14 protein-coding genes are annotated in these 20,614 nt (G+C 64.7%); 9 read left to right on the forward strand and 5 right to left on the reverse strand.

The features are described 5' to 3' along the window. The first annotated feature begins 263 nt into the window (after positions 1-263). On the forward strand, positions 264-818 hold the full coding sequence (locus tag VLU25_10430) for an RNA polymerase sigma factor (GenBank protein ID HSR68348.1): 555 nt from the start codon (positions 264-266) through the stop codon (positions 816-818). Between the two features lie 12 nt (positions 819-830). Here VLU25_10430 and rsmD read toward each other — a convergent pair whose 3' ends face one another. Next, entirely contained in the window at positions 831-1,388 is a 558-nt protein-coding gene (rsmD, locus tag VLU25_10435; GenBank protein HSR68349.1) for a 16S rRNA (guanine(966)-N(2))-methyltransferase RsmD, read from the reverse strand. Next, positions 1,388-1,660: a hypothetical protein gene (locus tag VLU25_10440; protein HSR68350.1), complete on the reverse strand. Its 273-nt coding sequence runs from the start codon at positions 1,658-1,660 to the stop codon at positions 1,388-1,390. The genes rsmD and VLU25_10440 overlap by 1 nt, the downstream gene beginning before the upstream one ends. A gap of 174 nt (positions 1,661-1,834) precedes the next feature. Between VLU25_10440 and VLU25_10445 the strand changes: the two genes are divergently transcribed. After that, positions 1,835-2,887 carry an NDP-sugar synthase gene (locus tag VLU25_10445; GenBank protein ID HSR68351.1) on the forward strand — a complete coding sequence of 351 codons (1,053 nt, stop codon included), beginning with the start codon at positions 1,835-1,837 and terminating at the stop codon, positions 2,885-2,887. Between the two features lie 19 nt (positions 2,888-2,906). Here VLU25_10445 and ilvE read toward each other — a convergent pair whose 3' ends face one another. The 3 genes from ilvE to VLU25_10460 form a co-directional block, all read right to left on the reverse strand. Continuing rightward, positions 2,907-3,830 carry a branched-chain-amino-acid transaminase gene (gene ilvE / locus VLU25_10450; GenBank protein HSR68352.1) on the reverse strand — a complete coding sequence of 308 codons (924 nt, stop codon included), beginning with the start codon at positions 3,828-3,830 and terminating at the stop codon, positions 2,907-2,909. A 386-nt stretch (positions 3,831-4,216) separates the two neighbouring features. Beyond that, a complete protein-coding gene (locus tag VLU25_10455; GenBank protein ID HSR68353.1) occupies positions 4,217-5,848 on the reverse strand; it encodes a 1-acyl-sn-glycerol-3-phosphate acyltransferase in 1,632 nt (543 codons plus the stop codon). Further along, positions 5,845-7,539: an NAD(P)/FAD-dependent oxidoreductase gene (locus tag VLU25_10460; GenBank protein HSR68354.1), complete on the reverse strand. Its 1,695-nt coding sequence runs from the start codon at positions 7,537-7,539 to the stop codon at positions 5,845-5,847. Before VLU25_10460 ends, VLU25_10455 begins: the two co-directional genes overlap by 4 nt. Positions 7,540-7,632: 93 nt before the next feature. On the opposite strand from VLU25_10460, the gene VLU25_10465 reads away from it, so the two are divergent. The 7 genes from VLU25_10465 to VLU25_10495 are packed head-to-tail and all read left to right on the forward strand — an operon-like array spanning position 7,633 to position 20,556. Continuing rightward, positions 7,633-10,044: a CRTAC1 family protein gene (locus tag VLU25_10465; protein ID HSR68355.1), complete on the forward strand. Its 2,412-nt coding sequence runs from the start codon at positions 7,633-7,635 to the stop codon at positions 10,042-10,044. After that, on the forward strand, positions 10,041-11,834 hold the full coding sequence (locus VLU25_10470) for a CRTAC1 family protein (GenBank protein ID HSR68356.1): 1,794 nt from the start codon (positions 10,041-10,043) through the stop codon (positions 11,832-11,834). Before VLU25_10465 ends, VLU25_10470 begins: the two co-directional genes overlap by 4 nt. Beyond that, positions 11,831-12,637, forward strand: a complete 807-nt coding sequence (locus VLU25_10475) for a tetratricopeptide repeat protein (protein HSR68357.1) — start codon at positions 11,831-11,833, stop codon at positions 12,635-12,637. The genes VLU25_10470 and VLU25_10475 overlap by 4 nt, the downstream gene beginning before the upstream one ends. Further along, positions 12,637-14,424 carry a CRTAC1 family protein gene (locus VLU25_10480; GenBank protein ID HSR68358.1) on the forward strand — a complete coding sequence of 596 codons (1,788 nt, stop codon included), beginning with the start codon at positions 12,637-12,639 and terminating at the stop codon, positions 14,422-14,424. Before VLU25_10475 ends, VLU25_10480 begins: the two co-directional genes overlap by 1 nt. A gap of 56 nt (positions 14,425-14,480) precedes the next feature. After that, on the forward strand, positions 14,481-18,008 hold the full coding sequence (locus VLU25_10485) for a tetratricopeptide repeat protein (protein HSR68359.1): 3,528 nt from the start codon (positions 14,481-14,483) through the stop codon (positions 18,006-18,008). An 11-nt stretch (positions 18,009-18,019) separates the two neighbouring features. Next, complete coding sequence (locus tag VLU25_10490; GenBank protein HSR68360.1) at positions 18,020-18,304, forward strand: acyl carrier protein; 285 nt, start codon at positions 18,020-18,022, stop codon at positions 18,302-18,304. 17 nt (positions 18,305-18,321) lie between these two features. Then, positions 18,322-20,556: a beta-ketoacyl-[acyl-carrier-protein] synthase family protein gene (locus VLU25_10495; protein HSR68361.1), complete on the forward strand. Its 2,235-nt coding sequence runs from the start codon at positions 18,322-18,324 to the stop codon at positions 20,554-20,556. The last annotated feature ends 58 nt before the right edge of the window (positions 20,557-20,614 follow it).

Consider the following 20,614-nt stretch of genomic DNA (forward strand, 5'->3'; position numbering starts at 1 on the left):
GGTCGGCCCGCCGCTGCATAGTCAGGCAGCGGCGGTAGCGGAGTGCGGGCAGACGGGGCCGGACCACGGCCAGCAGCAAAGCGAAGTCGTTGCGCAAATCGTGCACGCACCGGCCCGGGCCGGAAGCCGCTAAAGGACCGCCAACTCCGCTTGACAAGTCTTGAAATTCGATCCTATACTCGGCGCGTCCACGCTGGTTTCCTTTCTTCATACCTCTATAACGTGTCCACCGCCCCGATCTGCGAAGTGCATGGCGAAAAGGCATGCCGCTGGAACAGCTTTGGCAAGAACACGAAGCCGTTTTCCGAAAGGTCGTCCGAACCATGGTCGCGGATTCCTCCAGCAGCGACGATGTGATGCAGGAGAGTTACTTGCGGCTGCTGAGCAGAAGCAGTCCGGTCGAGCCGACTTTTCCCTATCTGCGGCGGGTGCTGGTCAACGTGAGCCTCGATCACTACCGCCGCCGCGGTCGTCGTTGCAGGCATCTGTTGCACATCCGCGCCGCCCAGGTTCCCGATCCCGTCCCCACACCTTTGACGCTGCTGCTGGAAAGAGAGGAAGAAGATCTGCGCCTGAGAGTCATCGAGGAGATCCGCCGCGTCAGCTCGGCCCTGCCGCCTGACCTGAGTTTCGCCCTTGGAGTCTATTTCGGACCGCGCCGCCGATCCATCCGTGAAATCTGCCGTCGCTGCGGTCTGCCCTATTCCACCTTGCGTTCGCGGTTGCTGGCGGCCTTGCGCCACTTGAGGATGCACTTGCGCCGCAAGGGACTCTATCAGGACTACCGTTACCTGAAAGGAGGTCCGCCGCCTTCTTGAGCGCCCGCCCTTTCAATCCCCAGGGTGAGTCCGGCGCAGGAAGCGCACCGCGCTGTCGCCTGCCGTCAGTTGGTTGAACTGCTTCAGGCCGCTGGATGAGGGATCGAAGTCGGTCCTTTTTAAGGACTCGATCACGGCCACCGCCCGGGGGCCGAGAAGCGCGGACCGGGCCAGCCTTTCGACCAGCTTGGAGTAGCGGCCGAAGCGGTAGGGTGGGTCGAAATAGAGGATGTCGGGTGCCAAGCGGGGCTGGAACTCGCGCAGCATCACGAAGACGTCCATGGAGTGGATTTCGTATCCCTCCTCCACCTGGCACAAGGAGAGGTTTCGCTCGATCAGCCGGCGGACGCGGCGGTCGCGCTCATTGAAAATGACGTGGCTGGCTCCCCGGCTGAGGGCTTCCAGTCCCATGGCTCCGCTGCCCGCCATGGCGTCCAGGAAGACGGCGCCGTGCACCATAGGCCCCAAGGCATCGAAGACAGCTCCGCGGAGGCGGTCGCTGGTGGGCCGGATATCGGCCTTGAGGGCGGCCAGGCTGCGGCGCTTGTATTTGCCGGCGATGATGCGCATCAGGCTAGAGTGACGATGGCTTCGTAGACCGAGTAGGCCAGGCGGTGGACAGCCAAGGCCTGCACGTCCCGGCTGGGGTCCTCAGGCTTGGGGAAGTCTTCTAGGACCGCCTCCAAATAGGAGATGGCGGCTTTGTCCGGGGGACTTCCTCCTTGCGTGAATTGGAGCACGGCGTGCTCAAGTTGATCGGCCCCTTGGCAAAGGCGCAGCCAACGGGCTCCCAGAGGTTCGCTGGAGGGCGGGGGGTCGGATGGGAGACTGTCGTCGCTCACGAGGGTCCTCTCCTAGGTCGCTTGCTGGTGGCAGAAGAGAAGCTCCTGGCCCAAGGCGGCCAAGGGCTGGGAAAAGCCTATCACAGCAGGAGGCTCATGGCAGCAAGCTCCCCGCCCGGCCCGGAGGCTGGGCGGTCCCTGTGACCTTTGAAGGCGTTCATCCGAGGTGCTAGCATGACAAACGTGACCAAGGCGCTGATCCTGCTCGGAGGCGACAGCGGTGAACTGCTGCCACTGACCGCTCATACTCCCAAGCCGTTGTTGCCGGTCGGGAATCTGCCCCTGTTGCTTTTCCAGCTTCAACGCCTCAAGGACGCGGGCGTCACCGAGGTCGTTCTCAGCCTCTCCTATTTTCCACGCAAGATCCGGTCCATGCTTGAGGACGGCAGCCGTTTCGGCATGCTCGTCCGTTATCGGGTTGAAGACCAGCCCATGGGCACAGCCGGCGCCGTCAAGTTGGCCGAGACGATTCTGGAAGGCACCACCCTGGTTCTCAACGGCGACGTGCTCATCGAACGTCCGCTGCAAGAGTTGCTGAAGCGCCACGCCCGGCGCAAATCGGCTCTGACCATCGGCACTTGCCGGGTCACCAACCCGCAGGCCTATGGCATCGTGGAGGTGGACGCCAAGAAGCGCGTCAGCGGATTCGTCGAGCGTCCACGGGGAAAACAGGTCCGAACCAACCGCATCAATGCCGGACTCTACATCCTTGAGCCCGAAGTCCTGGGGCGGATTCCCGAGGGTCGGGCCTGCTTCTTCGAAACCGATGTCTTCCCGGCTCTGCTGGAAGAGGGGAAGGTCGAGATGCATGCCCTGGACGTGGGGCAGGATTGGCTGGAAATCACCCGTCCGGCTGCCTACCTGCAATCCAACATGGACTTCCTGGACGGCAAGATCGCCCCTCCCCGCTTCGCGGCTTTCCAGCGGACCCACCACAAGCCCCGCCATGAGTCCGGCCAGGTCGACGAGTTCTCGCGGGTAGACGAGAAGTGCGTGCTCAAGAAGGACGTGCGCGTGGTGCACTCGGTGATCGGCGCCAACTGCCGGCTCGAGGAGGGGGCCTTCATCCGCAACTCCGTGCTCTGGCCTGGCTGCCGCATCCAAAGAGAGGCCGTGGTTTCCGGCGCCGTATTGGGCCGCGGCTGCCAAATCGGCGAACGCGCGTTCGTCAGAGCCGGAGCCATCCTGGGCGACAAGACATCCGTCAGCGCCTATTCCCGCCTCTAGCCCTTCTGTGGTCCGCGGCTCAAAACGGAATGGGTTCACCAAGGGTCGATGTGAGCTGGGCGTAGAGGGATTGGAGGCGCCGGGTGAGAGGCCCTATGGATCCGTCTCCGATTTGACGTCCGTCGACATCCAGGACCGGACTCAACTCGCCCATGGTGCCGGTGGTGAACATCTCGTCAGCCCGGTAGACCTCGGCCAGCGAAATATTGAGCTCCTGCAGGGGGATCTCCTCACGGCGGGCGATCTCCATGACGACTCCGCGGGTGATGCCGGGAAGGCAACTGTCGGCGTGGGGCGTGAGCAAGATCCCCTTCTTGACCAGGAAGACGTTGGTGGCATTGGTCTCCGAAACGAAGCCCTGAATGTCGAGCATGAGGGCGTCGTCGGCGCCGGCGTGGTTGGCCTCGATCTTGGCCAGGATGTTGTTGATGAGGTTGTTGTGGTGGATCTTGGAGTCGAGGCATTGAGGGGTGTTGCGCCGCACCGCTGAGGTGATCAGGCGGATTCCGGCACGGTCATAGACGGGTTCCTTCCATTCCGCCAGCACGATCAGGCAGGGGCCGTACTGGTTGAAATGAGGATTCATCCCCGAGGTGACTTTGCGTCCTCTTGTCAGGGTCAGGCGTATGTGGGCGCCGTCGCGCATCCCATTGGCCTTCAAGGTGGCGAAAATGGCCTGCTTGACTTCGTCGCGCGAAGGCAAGTCGGTGAAGGCCATGATGCGGGCGGAGTCGAAGAGGCGGTCGAGGTGGGCGTCGAGTTGAAAGATGCGTCCATCGTAGACGCGCAGGCCTTCCCACACCGCGTCGCCTCCCTGCACCGAACTGTCGAAGACCGAGACCTTGGCCTCTTGGCGCGGCAGCAGTTCTCCTCCCACATGCACCAGGATCTCGGCATTGCGGGCATCGGGCAGTTGGGGTTGGGTGCGTTTTTCAGTTGTCATCGCGACTCCAAGAGCGACAGGATAGCCGTCTCAAGGGAGTCTGCCAAGCCCGGATCGCGGGCACATCGAGAAAGAGTGACGCAAAAAATTGGCGACCATACGTTCCCGTGACGATAGCGTAACGGTGGTTTTTGCATGCTTGTCCTGCGAATCGGGCCTCCGGCATCGAGATGCTGATGTGGAGCCGGTCCAACCGATTGAAACGCAAGTTGTCGGCTCATGATTGGCCGGCTTGACGCGGGTTGGTCCTCCCCCCTTTTGCGGCTCCCCGGTTGCTCCATGCCGATGGACCGCGATGGTTCTTTGCCGGCCTTTGACGAAAGAAAGATTCCCCAGCTTTCCTGAGAATGGAGGCCGGCAAAGGGCCCTAATCTGACTTGGACCCTTCATCGCCAAATCGACCTTCGCGCCTTGAGCAGACGCTGCACCTCCTCCTGCATGCGGTCGCGCACTTGGATGCTGATGCGGCGCACGACCGTGGGGTCATCGGCGGCAGAAGGGCCGTATTCCTTCTGGACCTGCTGGAGGGGCAGGAAGCGGGTATGCCACTTGGAGGGCAAGGGAAGCGGCAGCAGAGGGAAGGTGGGAGTGATCGGCAGGTAGGGCCACTCGGTGAAACGCCGGAACCACTTCCAGTCGACCCGGCCCAGGATGGGGAAAATCTCAGCGCTTCCGGCGGTGACCACCGGCAGGATGGGAGCTTGGTTGCGCAGGGCCATGCGTACGAAGTCGCTGCGTCCGAAGCGTCCCAGGCTGTAGGCGTCGCGGTAAGGGGTGAAGGCTCCTTGGATGCCCTCCGGATAGACGCCCAGGATCTCGTCCTTCTGCAGCACCCAGTCGGCATTGGCGTGATTGGCCGGGATGCCTCCCAGTTTGGTCATGAAATTGGCCAGCCCCGGAAACTTGACCAGAGAAGGATGGACCAGAAAGCGCGGGCAGCGTCCTGTTTGCTGCACCAGCCCGTGCATGAGCATGACTCCGTCAAAGGGCATGAAACCCCGATGGACGCCCACCAGCACGGCGCGTCCCCGGCGGGGCACGTTTTCCCATCCGCTTTCTTCGACACGCCAATAGAAGTCGTGCAGAAAGCGCAGCAGGGTGCGTCCGTAGGCCTCTACGTAGTCGAGGTCGAGTCCGAATCGGTCGTAGCTCGGAGCCGGCTGGGGCGACCCGATCAAGTCGAACACCGTCTGGGCCGAGGTGCGCCTGGGCTGAAAGCCGAGCCGGCGGCGGGCCTCATCTCCGCTGGCCATGAAGGGATGGCGCAGGTACTCCGTCCAACCCGGGTGAGCGGCCAGTCCCAGCCTCGACAGCAGGCGGCGGGCGGGGCGCTGGACGGAGACCGGAAGGGGCAAGCGGCGGGAGCCGGTTGCCGAGAGCGCGTCGCGCAAGGGAATGGCTCCGCCGGGGACGATATTGAAAGTTCCTCCGCGGCGGCTCTCGAGCACCTTGAGCAGCGCGTCAGCCAAGTCCTCCGGGTGGAGGAACTGCATGACGGGATTGTAGCCCAGCGGCGTGACCGCCAGTCCCGAAGAGCAGAGATCGCCAAAGGGACCTTGGCCGGCGCGGCCCAGAAGGGGGGCCGCACGCAGTACGCACAACCTGGACGGATCGGCCCAAGCCTCCACCACGCGGGTCTCGTACTCCGTCCAGCAGCGGGCGGGCCCCGGCATGGGACGCGCAGTCCTGTAGTCTTCGCCCACGTATCCGGGATGGTGGTGGCTGGGCGGGTAGATGAAGGTGGAGGAGATGAGGATGAGTCGCTCGACGCCTTTCTCGAACGCTCTTCTTGCCAGCTTGACGGCCTGGCTCGGGGTAAGCTCCCAGTCCAGTTCTGAGGAGAGGCGGGGAACCAGGATCAGGGTTGACGGGGGCTGGGCCGCGAGGGAGCCCTGGGCCTGGAGTGGAGGGAGCAGGCGGGAGCTGATTCCCCTGGACCCGAGGAGGTCGCGGAGGACCTCGGCGCAGGTTCGGCGTCGGCCCACGATGAGGACGGTATCGATGGGAAGTCCGGTCATCCTCTTCCTGGTTCCCCGCCGGACTGGGGAGAGGGGCGCGGACGCGGCGATTGTCCCGGCCGCGGCGATGCACTGCGTCCGGCATCCTCCAGCGCCATCTGGACGGCCCGCTGGGCTGAGATGATGACGGGCGTGATTCCGCCGCCGGGCTGAGTCCAATGTCCGGCGAAATAAAGCCCATCGACCGGGCCGCGCAGTCCCGGACGTTCCTGCGCCAGTTGGTCGGGAGCCATCTCCCATCCCAGCATGGCGCCCTTTTGATTGAGCGTGTAGCGGAAGCTGGTGTCCGAGGTGGCCGTCAATGCCACTTCGATGTGCTTGTGGATGCCCGGCCAGACCCGCTCCAGTTGCCCGCACACCCAGTTCTGGAAGTCGAGCTTGCGGCGAGTCCAGGGCCCTTTCGCCAATCCGCTTTTCTCGCCGGGAGGACCGGCCGGCTGGCCGTTGCCTTGCTCTCGCCTCATCTCCAGGATCTGCCGGCAAGCTCCCTGGCGCCACACCGAATCGCGGGGGGGCGAGTCTCCCGCGCTGATGCTCCGGTAGTCCTCGTCGATGACCTTCTGCACGATGAGGATGTGGCGATCCGGCTTGCACAGCGAGGGATCGTAGAGGGTGGGAACGAAGAGCTTGAAACGGAAGCCGTTGCGGGCCAGTGTTTCGGGGTCCCACACGTCCCAATAATAACCGTGGATGGCCTGCAGGCGCTCCCGGCTGGCGCCCTTGAGTCCGATGTGGGTCAGGTAGCAGGGGACGCTGGTGCGCAGTCCGCTCACCAGGTCGGCCAGCCGGTCGGGGACCCAGCGGGAATCGAGCAACTCGTCCATTAGCAGGCGCAGGTCTCCGTTGTAGAGCACCCGCGGGGTGCTGACCCGGTGGACGGTCTGTTGGCGTCCGGTCACGGTTTCGATGCCGGTGACGCGGCCCTCTTCCACCTCGATGCGCCGCACCCGGCTGCTCATGAGGATGTCGCCGCCCATCTCCTCTACCCGCAGGGCCAGCGCGTCGGCAAAACGCTGCGATCCGCCCAGCGGATAGTAGTTGCCCAAAAAGTAGGCCAGCCGCAGCATGCAGTCGAAGACATAGGAGGTGCGAGTGGGGGGCGAACCCCAGTGGGCGCTGTCGGCGCAGAGCAGCAGTTTGAGGCGCTTGTCCTGAAAGTGGCGGTCCAGGGCCTGGGCCAGGGTCTCTTCCTGGAAATGCTTCAGATGAGGCGATTGGCGCCAGCGGAAGTACTGCACCAGTCCGTACATGTAGAGCCTTCGCACCTCGGCGAAGAAAGCGTCCAACGAGTGAGCTTCCTGAGGAAAACGCTCTTTCAGGCGGCGCAGGTAGAGGTCGAAGTCGGCGGGAACCTGAAAGGAGCTTCCGTCGGGAAAGTGGAAGTGGTCGACGGGGTCCATGGCCACCCACTGGCAGTCGACCTTCAAATCCTTCATGAGCTTGCCGGTGACGGTGCCGGGATTGCCAAGCAGCGGATAGAAGTGGGTGCCGGCGTCGAAGGTGTAGCCCATGCGGCGGAAGGTGCTGCAATACCCGCCCACCATGTAGTGCTGCTCAACCAGCAGGACGCTCAGTCCGGCCTCGGCCAGCAGTGCGGCGCCCACCAGTCCCGCCACGCCGGCCCCCACCACCACCGCGTCGTAGCGTTTTTTGGGGTCATCGTTCCGCAGTCCTCTGAAGAGGCGCGCCATGAATTCCTTTCCAGGGAGGCTGTTGCATTTCGCTCTCCCGGTAGGGTAGCCTAAAAGAGTGTTGGCGAGCCAACATTTCGTGTGCAAGATCCTATGAGCCGTCGGAAGCGTTTACTGCTCTCCGTTGTCGTGATTCTGCTCGCTTCCTTCGCCGCTCTTACCCTCACTGACCGGCGCGGACGGGCCTTCCTGGCGGACGGAAGGGCCATCATCTCTTCGCTGCAAGTCTTCCAGGACGCACTGCGTTCGCGCGACGGCCAGGCCCTCGCGCGCCGCTTTTCCCCTGATTTCAGCGGAACGGTCCCTGATGCCTGGGGCCGGTCGCCGGCAACGGATTCGCCCCTGACCATGCAGGAGTTGCCGCCGCCTCCGCGTGTCGTAGACCGCCCACAAGCCGTGCAGTCCTGGCTCAGCTACCTGTCGGCACTGCAAGTCGAGGACATCCGCATCAACCTGCACCGCATCGAAGAGCGGTCCGCCTTGTGGACGGCCACCGTCCGCATCGCCGTCTCAGGGACGGTGCTTTCCGACGGATCGCGCCTGCAGGACACCATGATGTGGCGCCTGCGTTTTCGTCCCCGCGCCGATTCGGCGGCTGCCTCCAGCGGTGTTGTTGAAGCCGCCGGCGGGCGTCCCGACCATCGGGGAACGGGCCACGCTTCATCCCAGCGCGCGGGGCCGGTGGTGACCTCCGCCGAGTGGGTAGAGGGCGTACGCACCCGCAGTCCGGCTCTCCTGTTCAGTGACGTGGCGGCCGCCTCCGGCACCGATTTCCGCCACCGCATCTATCCGCCCTTCCTGGAAGCCGGCTTGGCTTTCCCCATGATCCGCTACGGTCCCGGCGGCATCACGGCCGCGGACTACGACAAGGACGGCCACATCGACCTCCTCTTTCCCGACGGCGTGCACTTGCGACTGATGCGCAACCTCGGCGACGGCACCTTCCAGGACGTTACCGAGTCGGCCGGCCTGAGCGGACTCGACGGCGTCAGCGTGGCTCTCTTCGCCGACCTCGACAACGACGGGCGGCGCGACCTCTTCGTCAGCCGCACCTTCAGTCCCAATCAGGTCTTCCGCAACCTCGGCGACGGCACCTTCCAGGACCTGACGGCCGATTCGGGACTGGGCCAGGACTGCTGCACCACGGCGGCCTCCATGGCCGACATCGACGGCGACGGCGACCTCGACGTCTACGTCGGACGCTACATCGACCCCCGCCGGGACATCCCCACCTTCCTGTACGCTCGCAACGGCGAGGCCAACCGCCTCTACCGCAACGAGGGCCGATTCCGCTTCACCGACATCACCGGCGAGGCCGGCGTGGGCGATAAGGGACTGTGCCTGGGGACGGTCTTCGGCGACTACGACGACGACGGCGATCCCGACCTCTACGTGGTCAACGACTTCGGACGCAACACCCTCTACCGCAACCTGGGCGGCGGACGCTTTGCCGACGTCACCACCGAGTCGGGCGCCCTGGCCTACGGCGCGGGCATGAACGCCACCCTGGCCGACTACGACAACGATCAGCACCTCGATCTCTACGTCACCAACATCCGCTCCGACTTCGCCTGGATGGCCGAGGCGCCCACCGTGTGGGCCCATTTCGTCAACAGGCTGCGCACCGGATACTTGTTCGGCGAGCTGCCCATCTACTGGGAAATCGCCTCCCAGAGCGGACTCGACCCTCTCCCCGTCTTCCAGCAGATGTCCTGGGGCAACACCTTGCTGCGCAATCGCGGTAACGGCACCTTCGAGGACGTGACCTGGCGGGCCCGCGCCAATCCGCCCGGATGGTTCTGGGGCAACGCGGCGGGCGATCTCGACAACGACGGGGACCTCGATTTCTACGCCGCCAACGGCTGGATTTACGGGCGTCCCGGCACCGAGATCGAACTCGACTTCCTGGCCGACTCCATCTACCGTCCCGAACGCTTCAAGAGCGGCGCTCTCTTTGATCCCGACCGCTTCCAGGGCCGTTCCTGGCACGGATACCAGCGCAACCGCCTGCTCTGGAACCAGGGCGACGGCACCTTCCGCGAGGTCGGATATGCCAGCGGCGCCGGACTGTTGCTCAACAGCCGCGGAGTGGCCGCAGCCGACTTCCTCAACCGGGGACGCCTCGATTTGGCCGTGGCGGCTTGCGACGACCGTCACGCCTTGCTGCGCAACCGCTACCCGGCCGGTCGCTGGATACAGGTACAATTAGAGGGCAGGCGCTCCAACCGCGATGCGGTGGGAGCCCGCATCGTGCTGCGGGCAGGCGGACAGATTCAGATGCGCGAGGTGGTGCTGGGCGACGGCTATGGGTCGCAAAATCCCCTGCGCCAGCACTTCGGCATCGGGTCGGCTGAGCGCATCGACCGGCTCACCGTCCTCTGGCCCGCTTCCGGCCTGCGCCAGCAATTCAGCGGATTGGCCGCCAACCAACTCGTCCACGTCGTGGAAGGCAAGGGCGGAGAACTCGACACGGACACAGCCAAAGGGAAGGGAGATCGTCCATGAAAGCGTCGGCACTGACATCGGCTCTTGCCGTGGTTGCGACGACCCTTTCTCCGGGAGCGCTTTCCGGTCCCGAGGGAGGCCCCTGGTTCCAAGAGCGAAGCGCCGCCGCAGGCGTCGAGGTTCCTCACCGCAACCGGACTTTCGACAACCCTTACGCCGAGATCATGCAGGGATATACCGCGCTGGGCGCCGCCGCCGCCGTGGCCGATTTCAACGGGGACGGATTCGACGACATCTACGTCACCGACTCGGCCAGCCAGGGACGCAACCTGCTGTGGCGCAACAACGGCGATTTCACCTTCACCGACGTGGCCTCAGAAGCGGGCCTGGCCATGGGTAACGACGCGCGCAACGCCTCCGCCGACGCCCTCTGGATCGACTACGACAACGACGCCCGCCCCGACCTCTTCCTGGTGCGCTTCGGGCAGAGCCTTCTCTTCCGCAACCGGGGACAAGGCGCCTTCCAGGACGTCACCCGCGAGGCCGGACTGCTAGGCCGCCAAAATGCCATCTGCGCGATCACCTTTGACTACGACGGCGACGGCTGGCTCGATATTCTGCTGGGACGCTATTTTTCCGACGTCGACATTTTTGATCCCGACACCCCGCGCTTCTTTCCCGAAAACATGGAAACGGCCCAAAACGGGGGCGGACTGCGCCTCTGGCGCAACCGCGGCGACGGCACCTTCGAAGACGCCACCGCTTCAGCCGGACTGGCCGGCCTCAGCGGCTGGACGCTCGACCTGGGACACGCCGACTACGACAACGACGGCGACCAGGACCTCTACCTGGCGGCCGATTTCGGCACCGACCGCTTCTTCGTCAACAACGGCGACGGCACCTTCAGCGACCGAACCCGAGAGGCCATCGGAATCGACACCAAGAAGGGCATGAACGTCGACTGGGGCGACTACGACAACGACGGACGGCTCGACGTCTACGTCACCAACATTACCGACGACTACATGCGTGAAGGAAACTTCCTCTGGCACAACAACGGCGACGGCACCTTCTCGGACGTGGCCCGCGAAACCGAAACCTACGACAGCGGCTGGGGCTGGGCCGGCAAATTTCTCGACTACGACCATGACGGCTGGCTCGACCTCTACGTGGTCAACGGCTGGGTATCGGCGGGAGAAGAAAGCTACGTGCCCGTCATCTTCGAGATGCTCATCCGCGAAGCCGACGAGGAGGGCCGGATGGATCTCAGCGACGTGCGAAAATGGCCGGCCATGGGACAGCGAAGTCTGAGCGGACATCAACGATCGCGGCTCTTCCACAACCGGGGCGGACAGATCTTCGTCGATCAGGCTTCCCGCCACGGGCTCGACTCGTCCCGCGACGGACGGGGAATCGCGGTGGCCGACTTCGACAACGACGGACGCCTCGACCTCTTCGTCTCCAATGCCAATGCCGCTCCCCATCTCTTCCGCAACCAGCGTCCTCTGGGCCCCGACGCCAACTGGATCGCCTTCAGCCTCAAATCTCCCGGCTCCAACCGTTTGGCCGTGGGAGCGCAGGTGCGCATCAGCAGCGGCGGACGGAACCAGATGCGCTTTGTCGACGGCGGAAACGGCTTTGCCTCCCAGTCCACGACCCGTCTCCATTTCGGCCTGGGCGCGGCCGACGAGGCCGAGCAAGTCGAGATCCGCTGGCCCTCGGGACGCCGCCAGCGGCTGGGTCCGCTGCAAGCCAACCGGCTCTACCGCATCACCGAAGGCCAGTCGGCCCAGGCCCAGCCGCTTCTGGCTCCCAGGGAAGAAGGCGCCGGTGGAGAGGAAATCCGATGAAGCTGACCATGACCCGCTTGTTGCTGTTCTCCTCCTTTTCGCTCTGCCTGGCGGCGGGACCTGCGGCCGTCGTCGCCAACGACCTCGAAGAGCAGTACCGTCAGGCTCAGGAGGCCCGCGCCGCCGAGGACTTTGAGCAGGCCCTGACGCTCTTCGAGCAGGCCCTGGCCGAAAACCCCGACAGCCTGCGCTTGGCCAGCGAGTACCGCATGACGGTCATCGAGGCCGGGGCCTACGACCGCGCCTTGGCGTTCTTCCAAGAGCTCACCAGCGACAATCCCCAGGCGGCCTACGCTTTCCTCAACTACGGATTGGCCTATGTCGACAAGATCCCCAGCGCGGGCTCCATCACTCAGGTGCTGTTGGCCAACAAGTCGCTCAAGCACTTCACCCGCTCGGTGGAGATCCGTCCCACCTGGCTAGGCCTCTACACGCGGGGCAACAGCTACCTCTTCTGGCCCAAGGTCTTCAACCGGGCCCCTCTGGGCGTCGCCGACCTTGAAAAGGCCTACGCCATGCAGCAGGATCAACCCAAGCGCAGCTACCACCTGCGCGTCTATCTCTCGCTGGGGGACGGTTACTACAAGGTGGGCCGGGAAGAAGAGGCCAAAGCGATGTGGCGCAAGGGCCTGAGCGAATTCCCCTCCAGCCGGAAACTCAAGCGGCGGGTGGAGGCCTCGGGAGAGGCGCTGGCCCAGGTGGTGGACGCCGGCTACGATCCCAACGTGCGGGTGGACAGCGATCTGAGGGAACTGTGGAGCCAGCAGCAACCGTCCTCCCAGGGCGGGGAGGAACAGCCGTGATGAATGCCGCCCGCCTCAACGTCCTGACCATGGCAGCCTTGCTTGTCGCCGTCGGCTCGTCTCCGGGCCTGCCGCAGGCTTCACCGCACGAACCGGACAGCCCTCCGGCCATCAGCTTTCGGGAGCAGGCCGAGTCTTCGGGCATCCGCTTCACCCACCGGACGCGCGACTTCCGCGGACTTAAGGACCAGGTCCTGGAGATGTTCACCTCGGGCGGAGCCGCGGTAGCGGTGGATGATTTCGACGGCGACGGATACGACGACGTCTTCCTCACCTCCTCGGCCGAGGACGCCCCCAACGCCTTGCTGCGCAACCGCGGCGACGGCACCTTTGAGGACGTCACCGCCCGGGCCGGAGTGGCGGGCGGAAACGACGAGAACAACATCGTCTCCGACGCCCTCTGGTTCGACTACGACAACGACGGCCATTCCGACTTGCTGGTGGTGCGCTTCGGCACCTCGCTGCTCTATCGAAATGAAGGACAGGGACGTTTCAGCGACGTCACCGCCTCGAGCGGACTGGAGCAGTTCGCCAACTCCATCGCCGCCATCGCCTTCGACTACGATTCCGACGGACGCCTGGACGTGCTGCTGGGCAACTACTTCGCCCCCTCCAGTCTGCTCGACCTGGAAGACCCCCGCGTGCTGCCCGACAATCTCGACGACGCCCACAACGGGGGAGGCGTCACCCTTTTCCGCAACCTGGGCGGCGGCAAGTTCGCTGACCGCACCGAGGCGGCCGGACTGGCCAACCAGAAGGGATGGATTCTCGACGCCGGCCACGGCGATTTCGACAACGACGGGCATCCCGACCTCTACCTGGCCGGCGACTACGGAACGGACCGGCTCTACTTCAACAACGGCGACGGCACCTTCCGTGACGCCACCCAAGAGGGTCTGGGCGGATTCGACACCAAGAAAGGCATGAACGCCGAGGTAGCCGACTACGACAACGACGGATGGCTGGACGTCTACGTCACCAACATCACCGACGAGTACATGAAGGAATGCAACATGCTGTGGCGCAACAACGCCGACGGCACCTTCACCGACCTGTCCAAGGAGACCGGCACCTGCAACACCCTGTGGGGGTGGGGCGCCAAGTTCGCCGACTTCGACAACGACGGACTGCAAGACCTCTATGCCGTCAACGGACTGCACTCGGGCAGCCAAGAAAACTTCATCCCCATCCTCTTCGAGATGCTCATTCAGGAACCCGACTTCAGCGACCTGCGCTCCTGGCCCGACATCGAGGGACGCAGTTGGAGCGGCTACCAGCCCAGCAAGCTCTTCCACAACCTGGGAGCGGGGCTCTTCCGCGAGATGGCCGCCGCCGCCGGAGTCGACAGCAGGCTGGACGGCCGCGGCGTGGCCATCGCCGATTTCGACCGCGACGGACGCCTCGACATGCTGGTCAGCAACGCCGACCAACCGGTCCTCTACTTCCGCAACACCAGCGTGCAGGCAGGCGATTGGCTGGCCCTCAGGCTGGTGGGCGATCCTGCTGCGGGATCGAACCGGGACGCCATCGGAAGCCGCGTCACCCTCAGCCACGGGAGCAGCACCCAAATCCGCGAAGTGCAGGGCGGAAACGGTTACGCCGGACAGAGCAGCAAGGTCGTCCACTTCGGTCTGGCGGACGGGCAGGAGGCCGGCAACGAGGTCGAAATCACCATCCGCTGGCCCAACGGCGAAATCGAGAAGCGAAGCGTCCCCATCAACCGACTCACCCCCCTCTCTCAAGCCACGAAAGGAGATATCCCCGCGAACGAGCGACCAGCAGGCTGACTTGAAAGGGGCCTGAGAGAGGGAGCTTGCCTTATCGTCCGAGGGATTCACGATCCATGCGCCTAATTGTCCTCCTCATACTGATGGCGGGTCCTCTGCTGGTGTCTCTGCAGCCCCGGCAAGAGGCCGCCCCCCAAGCTTCCGGCAACCAGGAGCAGCCGCAGGAAGAACGCCTCTGGCAGCACCGCAACCTGGGCAAGGCCTACTACGAGAACACCGTCACCCAGCCCAAGGCCATCGAGGAGTTCCGCAAGGCCCTCGACCTGGCCCCCGACTCGCCCCGAGAGCGGGTCAACTACGCCCTGGCCCTGCTGCGCAACGGCAAGACCGAGGAGGCCGTCCCCCTTCTGAACAGCATTCAGGAGGACCATCCCGACGTCCCTCACACCTGGTTCAACCTGGGCGTCTTTTACAAGCGCGAAGGGGAATTCGAAAAGGCTCTCCGGCAGTTTGAAGGACATCGCCGCCTGGCTCCCGAGATCGCCGTGACCCATTACAACCTGGGACTCCTTTACCGGTTGGAAGGACGTCTCGAAGAGGCTCTCGAGAGCTTTCAGCAAGCCGCCCGACTCGACCACATGCTGGCGGCTCCCCACTTTCAGCTTTCCAACCTCTATCGGGCGGCGGGAGACCGCGAGAAGGCCGAGGAAGAGATGGAGATCTTCCGACGGCTCAAAGAAGCTCAAAAGGACGCCCCCATCCCCGAGGACCTGGAGTGGAGCATCCACGCCGAGATCTACGATCCTGTCGACAGCGTACCGCGGGCGGCTCCGCAGTCCGCCGGCTGGCGGGTGAGCCAGGTCGACTCCCTGGGCGCGGCAGAAGACTCTTCGGGCGGCGGAATCCGCCGCATCATGGGTGCGGAGGGCGAATCGATGCTGATGGTGTGGTTTTCGGACACTTTTCGACTCTACCGGCATGGGTTGCAGCCCATCCAGACTCCGGGATTGGACGTGAGGGGTCCCCTGCTCGACGTGGCCGTGGGCGACGTGGACGATGACGGCGCTCAAGATCTGGCCCTGGTCGAGGCCGACAAGGTGCGCCTCTTCCTCAACCGTCCTCAGGGGTTCGAAGAAGTTGAGGAGGCACTGGCCGAAGGGGATTACGAGCGCGCTCTCTGGCTCGACTTCGATCACGACTACGATCTCGACCTTTTCCTTTTCGGCCGGCAGTCGAGCCTGCTGCGCAACCAAGGGCAAGAGGGCTTCGTGGACCGCAGCGACCTCTTTCCCTTCAAGTCCGGACGCGTCACCGCCGCCGCTTTCCACGATCACGTCAAGGACTGGGAGGGCATGGACCTGGTCGTCAGCTACCAGGACGGGCCCTCCATGCTCTACCTCGATCAACTCGGCGGCAAGTACCTGGCCCGGGAACTGGAGGCGCTTCCCGCCGCTACCCGCCGCCTGCTTTCCTTCGACGTCGACAACGACGGGCACAGCGACCTGCTGGCCGGCGGCGAGCAGGGATTGCACCTGCTGCGCCGCACTTCCGACGGCTATGCCCGTTCGCTGCTGGATTCGAGCCAGGGGCCTTTCCTGCTGGCCGATCCTTCCAACCGCGGCTGGCCTGATCTCTTCCTGGGCAGTGCCTGGCGGCGCAACCTGGGGCAAGGGCGCTTCGGCCCGCCCATGGACTTGCCTCTGAGCGAGGCCGTGGCCTGGTGGGGCGGCGGCCTTCCAGAGGCGGTCCCGCCGTCCTCTGCGCCCGCGCTGCTGGCCCTCACCGAGGAGGGCCAATTGATGCGGCTGGAGGACGGCAAGGCCGGCGGCCAGTGGATCTCCGTCCTGCTGCGGGGCGAACGCAATCTGCGCACGGCCCATCATGGAGAGGTGGAGGTGAAGGCAGGCAGCCTCTACCAGAAGCGCATCTATCGTGGGCGTCCGCTGCACTTCGGACTGGGAGATCAGCCCCGCGTCGATACCGTGCGCATCACCTGGCCCAACGGACTCATCCAGAACGAGCCGCTGCCGGAGCCGGGACAGCGCCACGCTTACCGCGAAGCCAAGCAGCTCTCCGGGTCCTGCCCCATGGTCTTTACCTGGGACGGGCAGCGCTTCCGCTTCATCAACGACATACTGGGAGTGGCGCCGCTGGGCGCGTCCGCCGGGGACGGGGTCTACTTTCAAGCCGACCACGACGAGTACATACAGATTCCCGGCGAGGCTCTGGTGGAGCGCGGGGGACGGCTGGAGATCCGCCTTACGGAAGAACTGCGCGAGGTGGCTTACCTCGACCAACTGCGCCTTATGGCCGTCGATCATCCCAGCCGACTCGACATCTACACCAGCGACCGCTTCAAGTCGCCTCCCTTTCCCGAGTTCCGCCTCTACGGCGTGGAGAAGCCTATCCGCCCCCGAGCCGCCACCGACGGTTCGGGCAACGACCTGCTGCCGCTGCTGTCCGTCCGCGACACCCGCGCCGTCACTCCAGGGACCGGCGATTCCAGCAGCCGTTTGGCTGATCGGGGAGTCTTGCCCGAGCACGTCCTGGAACTGGATTTCGGGCCCCAGCCGGAGTTGGACCGAGCCCTGCTGGTTCTGCACGGATGGCTGGACTGGGCCGATGCCAGCACCTTTGTCCATTCCGACCAAGCCGGGATCAGCGCCGCCCCTCCTCGCCTGGAGCGTCTGGGCGCGGACGGAGAATGGCGCCTCCTGGTTGAAGACCTGGGAGCTCCGGCGGGCAAGTGGAAGACGATCGCGGTTCCCCTCGAGTTGCCCTCCGGCCAAGGAGAGGGAAACGAATCGCTGCGGCTGCGCATCGTCACCTCCTGGGCCGTGCATTGGGACGAGGTTTTCCTCAGTCGGGAAGTGGAGGAGCCGCCGGCCATCCTTCACGAGATTCCCTTGGCCCAAGCCGTCCTCGACTACCGCGGATTCTCCAAGCCCATCGTCGATCCCCAGCGCCGCCAGCCGGACGCCTTCGACTATCAGCAGTGGCGGCCCTGGACGCGCTTCAACCAGGCCCGCGGACACTACACGCGCCTGGGACGAGTCGACCAGTTGTTGGGCCGAATCGACGACCGCTTCGTCATCATGGGCGCCGGAGACGAGTTGCGTTTGAGCTTCGACGCCGGCGCCCTGCCTGAGCCGCCCGCGGGACACAGCCGCCAATATCTTCTCTTCGCCGACGGCTGGGTCAAGGACGGAGACCTCAACACCGCCCATGGAACGACAGTCGAACCGCTGCCCTTCCACGGCATGAGCGGTTATCCCTACGGTCCCGAGGAGCGTTACCCCGACACCCCGCAACACCGGCGCTATCGCAGGGAATACCAGACCAGGCCCGCCTTGCGCCAGTTCCATCCATTGGCGCCTCTGTCCCGGAGCGGGACAACGCTTGTAAACTTTTTGGGGGCTCCCACAAATTTTCAACGAGGCATTTCGCCTCTGGGCAACGTTAACTATTTAAGAAAGGGATGGATCGTTGGGAGCGAGCTCGCCTCCCAACCGTCTCAAAAAATAAGCGTCGGGGGTCTCGCCGATGATCGGCGGGAATCGGGGGGCGAGGTACCCTTCCATCCGTCGGGCCCGTTATCCGCAGGCTCTCACGCTAGTCTTCAACAACGCGAAACACACGATTGAGGAGGAGTGGTATGAACGCCCCATCAACTGAACCTGAAGCCATCCGCAACTACATCCGCGATTTGGTCTGCGAATTGATGGAATGCGAGCCCGACGAGGTGACCGACTCGACCAGCTTCAGCGAAGAGCTGGAGGTCGATTCACTGACCGCTATCGAGATGCTGGTGATGATCGACAAGCACTATGACATCGACATCCCCGACGAAAAGTTCCGCGAAATCGACACCCTTGAGGAGTCGGTTGCGCTGGTGAGGGAGTACCTCAATCAGGGCCAAAAAGTCCAAGTCGCCGGTTGATTTCACGAAGGAAGAACATGGATCACCGTCGTGTCGTCATAACGGGCATCGGACTCGTCACCCCTCTGGGAATCGGTCACGAAGAGGTCTGGGACAACCTGCTGAAAGGTGCCTGCGGCACCGCTCCGGTCAGGGCTTTTTCCACCCACGACTATCCGGCCACCATGGGAGGCGAAGTGCGCGGTTTCGATCCCGTCCGCTATCTGCGGCGGCAGCACCCCGAGCAGATGGGACGCGCCTCCCAGATGGCCGTGGCTTCGGCCTTGATGGCTTTGCAGGACGCCGAACTGGCGCAGGCCGATGACCTCTACCGTCCTCACCGGTGCGGCGTGGTCATGGGCACGACTTCGGGCGAGCCCCTCATCGTCGAGCAGTACAACGACGCCCTCAAGGCGGGCCGGGTCGATGCTTTTGCCGACCGGCTCTTCACTCAATATCCCTGTTCGACCTTGGCTCACCGGGTGGCCGACGAGCTGTTATGGACGGGGGGCGCGCTCACCATCCCCAACGCCTGCGCAGCCGGCAACTTCGCCATCGGTTATGCCCGCGACCTCATCCTCGGCGGACGCCTCGACATGGCCCTGGCGGGCGGCAGCGACGCCTTCTCGCGCATCCCTTACGCGGGCTTCGGACGCCTGGGCGCCATCGCCCCCGACTTGTGCCGTCCCTTCGACCGCGACCGTCAGGGGATGATCCCCGGCGAGGGAGCCGCTACCCTGGTGCTGGAAAGCGGGGACTCGGCTCGCCGCCGAGGTGCCCGCATCTACGCCGAAGTCCTGGCCTGCGGAGCCAGTTGCGACGCCCATCACATGACGGCCGGGCATCCCGACGGGGACGGCGCCGTGCGCGCCATCGAAGCCGCCTTGCTGGAGAGCGGACTCGATCCCGACGACATCGACTACATCTGCGCCCACGGCACCGGGACGCCCACCAACGACCGCATCGAGTCGCGGGCCGTCCACCGCGTCTTCGGGGAGCGGGCCCGCAAGCTGCCCATGAGTTCCATCAAGTCGATGATGGGGCACACCATGGGCGCCGCCAGCGCCATCGAGGCCGCCGCCTGCGCGCTGGCCATCCACACGGGGGAGGTGCCGCCCACCATCAACTTCCAGACTCCCGACCCGGACTGCCCCATCGACTGCGTCCCCAACACGGCCCGGCGGGTCAACCCCAAGGTGGTGCTCAACAATGCCTATGCCTTCGGCGGCACCAACGCTTCCCTCTGCCTGCGCCAGTGGGACCCTCCTTCGCGCAAGGAGGGCAGGCCCTCGATGAAGGCGGACTTGAGCGGGATCGCCGTCACGGGCATGGGCGTCATCACTCACGACTCCGATCTCGATCCTAAGGCGGTCTTGGGGGGCAAAGGCTTGAGGGTCCTCGACCGTCCGGCCCGGCTGCTGGCCTGCGCCGCCAAATTCGCCGTCGAGGACGCCCACTTAGGCGATCTGCTGGCCCAGGACCCCTCCTCCATCGGACTGGTCAACGGCACCCTGGTAGGCGGACTGCAAAGCATCGCCGACTTCGACAGGAGCATCCTGGAAGACTCGCCCCGCTTCGTCAATCCGGCGGCTTTCGCAGCCACCGTCATCAACGCCCCCGCCGGGCAGACGGCCATCAAGTTGGGATTGCAGGGGCTCAACTCCACCATCACCTCGGGCATGACGTCCTCGCTGACGGCCATCGCCTACGCGGCCCAGGCCCTGCGCGCCGGACGCGCCCGCGCCCTTCTGGCGGGAGGCACCGAGGAGGCCTCGACCTACGCCCAAGAAGCCCAGCGCCGCCTCACCCCAAACGGCCAAGGCGGGGGGGTCGCGGAAGGAGCCGCCATGCTGGCCCTGCAGCCGCTCTCGCAGTCCAAGCGCCCCCTGGCCATCATCGCCGGCTACGGACAATCCTGCGGCACTCCCGAAACCCCTTCGGTCGACCTGCTGGCACAGGCCGTCACCGGCGCCCTGCAAGAAGCGGGACTGGAGTCCGCCGACATTGATCTCATACTGGCCGTTCCGTCCAAGAGCTCAACTCTCAAGACCCAACTCACAAGCGCCCTGCGCTCCATCTTCCCCGACACCGACCTCCCCATCCAGTACCCGTCCCCCGACCCCGGCAACGCCCTGGGCGCCACCCCCGCCCTGGTCACCGCCCAAGCCGTCAAGCTGTTCTCCAGCGGTTCCTCGCCTAATCACATCCTAATCCCCCACCTAACCTGCGACCGCCAATCCGCCGCCCTGATCCTCACTCGAGCTAAGAGGTAGTGCAGTGCGTCAGAAGTTTTGAGCCACCCTGTCGCGTTATTCCACGCTTTCAGCGTTC

It is taken from the genome of Acidobacteriota bacterium (assembly GCA_035471785.1).
GTDB lineage: Bacteria > Acidobacteriota > UBA6911 > RPQK01 > DATIPO01 > JANQFM01.

What these genes read in the sequence shown, in the direction of transcription:
- VLU25_10455 (HSR68353.1), bottom strand. Translation starts at nt 5,848, where the DNA reads ATGACCGGACTTCCCATCGATACCGTCCTCATCGTGGGCCGACGCCGA.
- VLU25_10430 (HSR68348.1), top strand. Translation starts at nt 264, where the DNA reads ATGCCGCTGGAACAGCTTTGGCAAGAACACGAAGCCGTTTTCCGAAAG.
- VLU25_10490 (HSR68360.1), top strand. Translation starts at nt 18,020, where the DNA reads ATGAACGCCCCATCAACTGAACCTGAAGCCATCCGCAACTACATCCGC.
- VLU25_10480 (HSR68358.1), top strand. Translation starts at nt 12,637, where the DNA reads ATGAATGCCGCCCGCCTCAACGTCCTGACCATGGCAGCCTTGCTTGTC.
- rsmD (HSR68349.1), bottom strand. Translation starts at nt 1,388, where the DNA reads ATGCGCATCATCGCCGGCAAATACAAGCGCCGCAGCCTGGCCGCCCTC.
- ilvE (HSR68352.1), bottom strand. Translation starts at nt 3,830, where the DNA reads ATGACAACTGAAAAACGCACCCAACCCCAACTGCCCGATGCCCGCAAT.
- VLU25_10460 (HSR68354.1), bottom strand. Translation starts at nt 7,539, where the DNA reads ATGGCGCGCCTCTTCAGAGGACTGCGGAACGATGACCCCAAAAAACGC.
- VLU25_10485 (HSR68359.1), top strand. Translation starts at nt 14,481, where the DNA reads ATGCGCCTAATTGTCCTCCTCATACTGATGGCGGGTCCTCTGCTGGTG.
- VLU25_10475 (HSR68357.1), top strand. Translation starts at nt 11,831, where the DNA reads ATGAAGCTGACCATGACCCGCTTGTTGCTGTTCTCCTCCTTTTCGCTC.
- VLU25_10465 (HSR68355.1), top strand. Translation starts at nt 7,633, where the DNA reads ATGAGCCGTCGGAAGCGTTTACTGCTCTCCGTTGTCGTGATTCTGCTC.
- VLU25_10495 (HSR68361.1), top strand. Translation starts at nt 18,322, where the DNA reads ATGGATCACCGTCGTGTCGTCATAACGGGCATCGGACTCGTCACCCCT.
- VLU25_10470 (HSR68356.1), top strand. Translation starts at nt 10,041, where the DNA reads ATGAAAGCGTCGGCACTGACATCGGCTCTTGCCGTGGTTGCGACGACC.
- VLU25_10445 (HSR68351.1), top strand. Translation starts at nt 1,835, where the DNA reads ATGACAAACGTGACCAAGGCGCTGATCCTGCTCGGAGGCGACAGCGGT.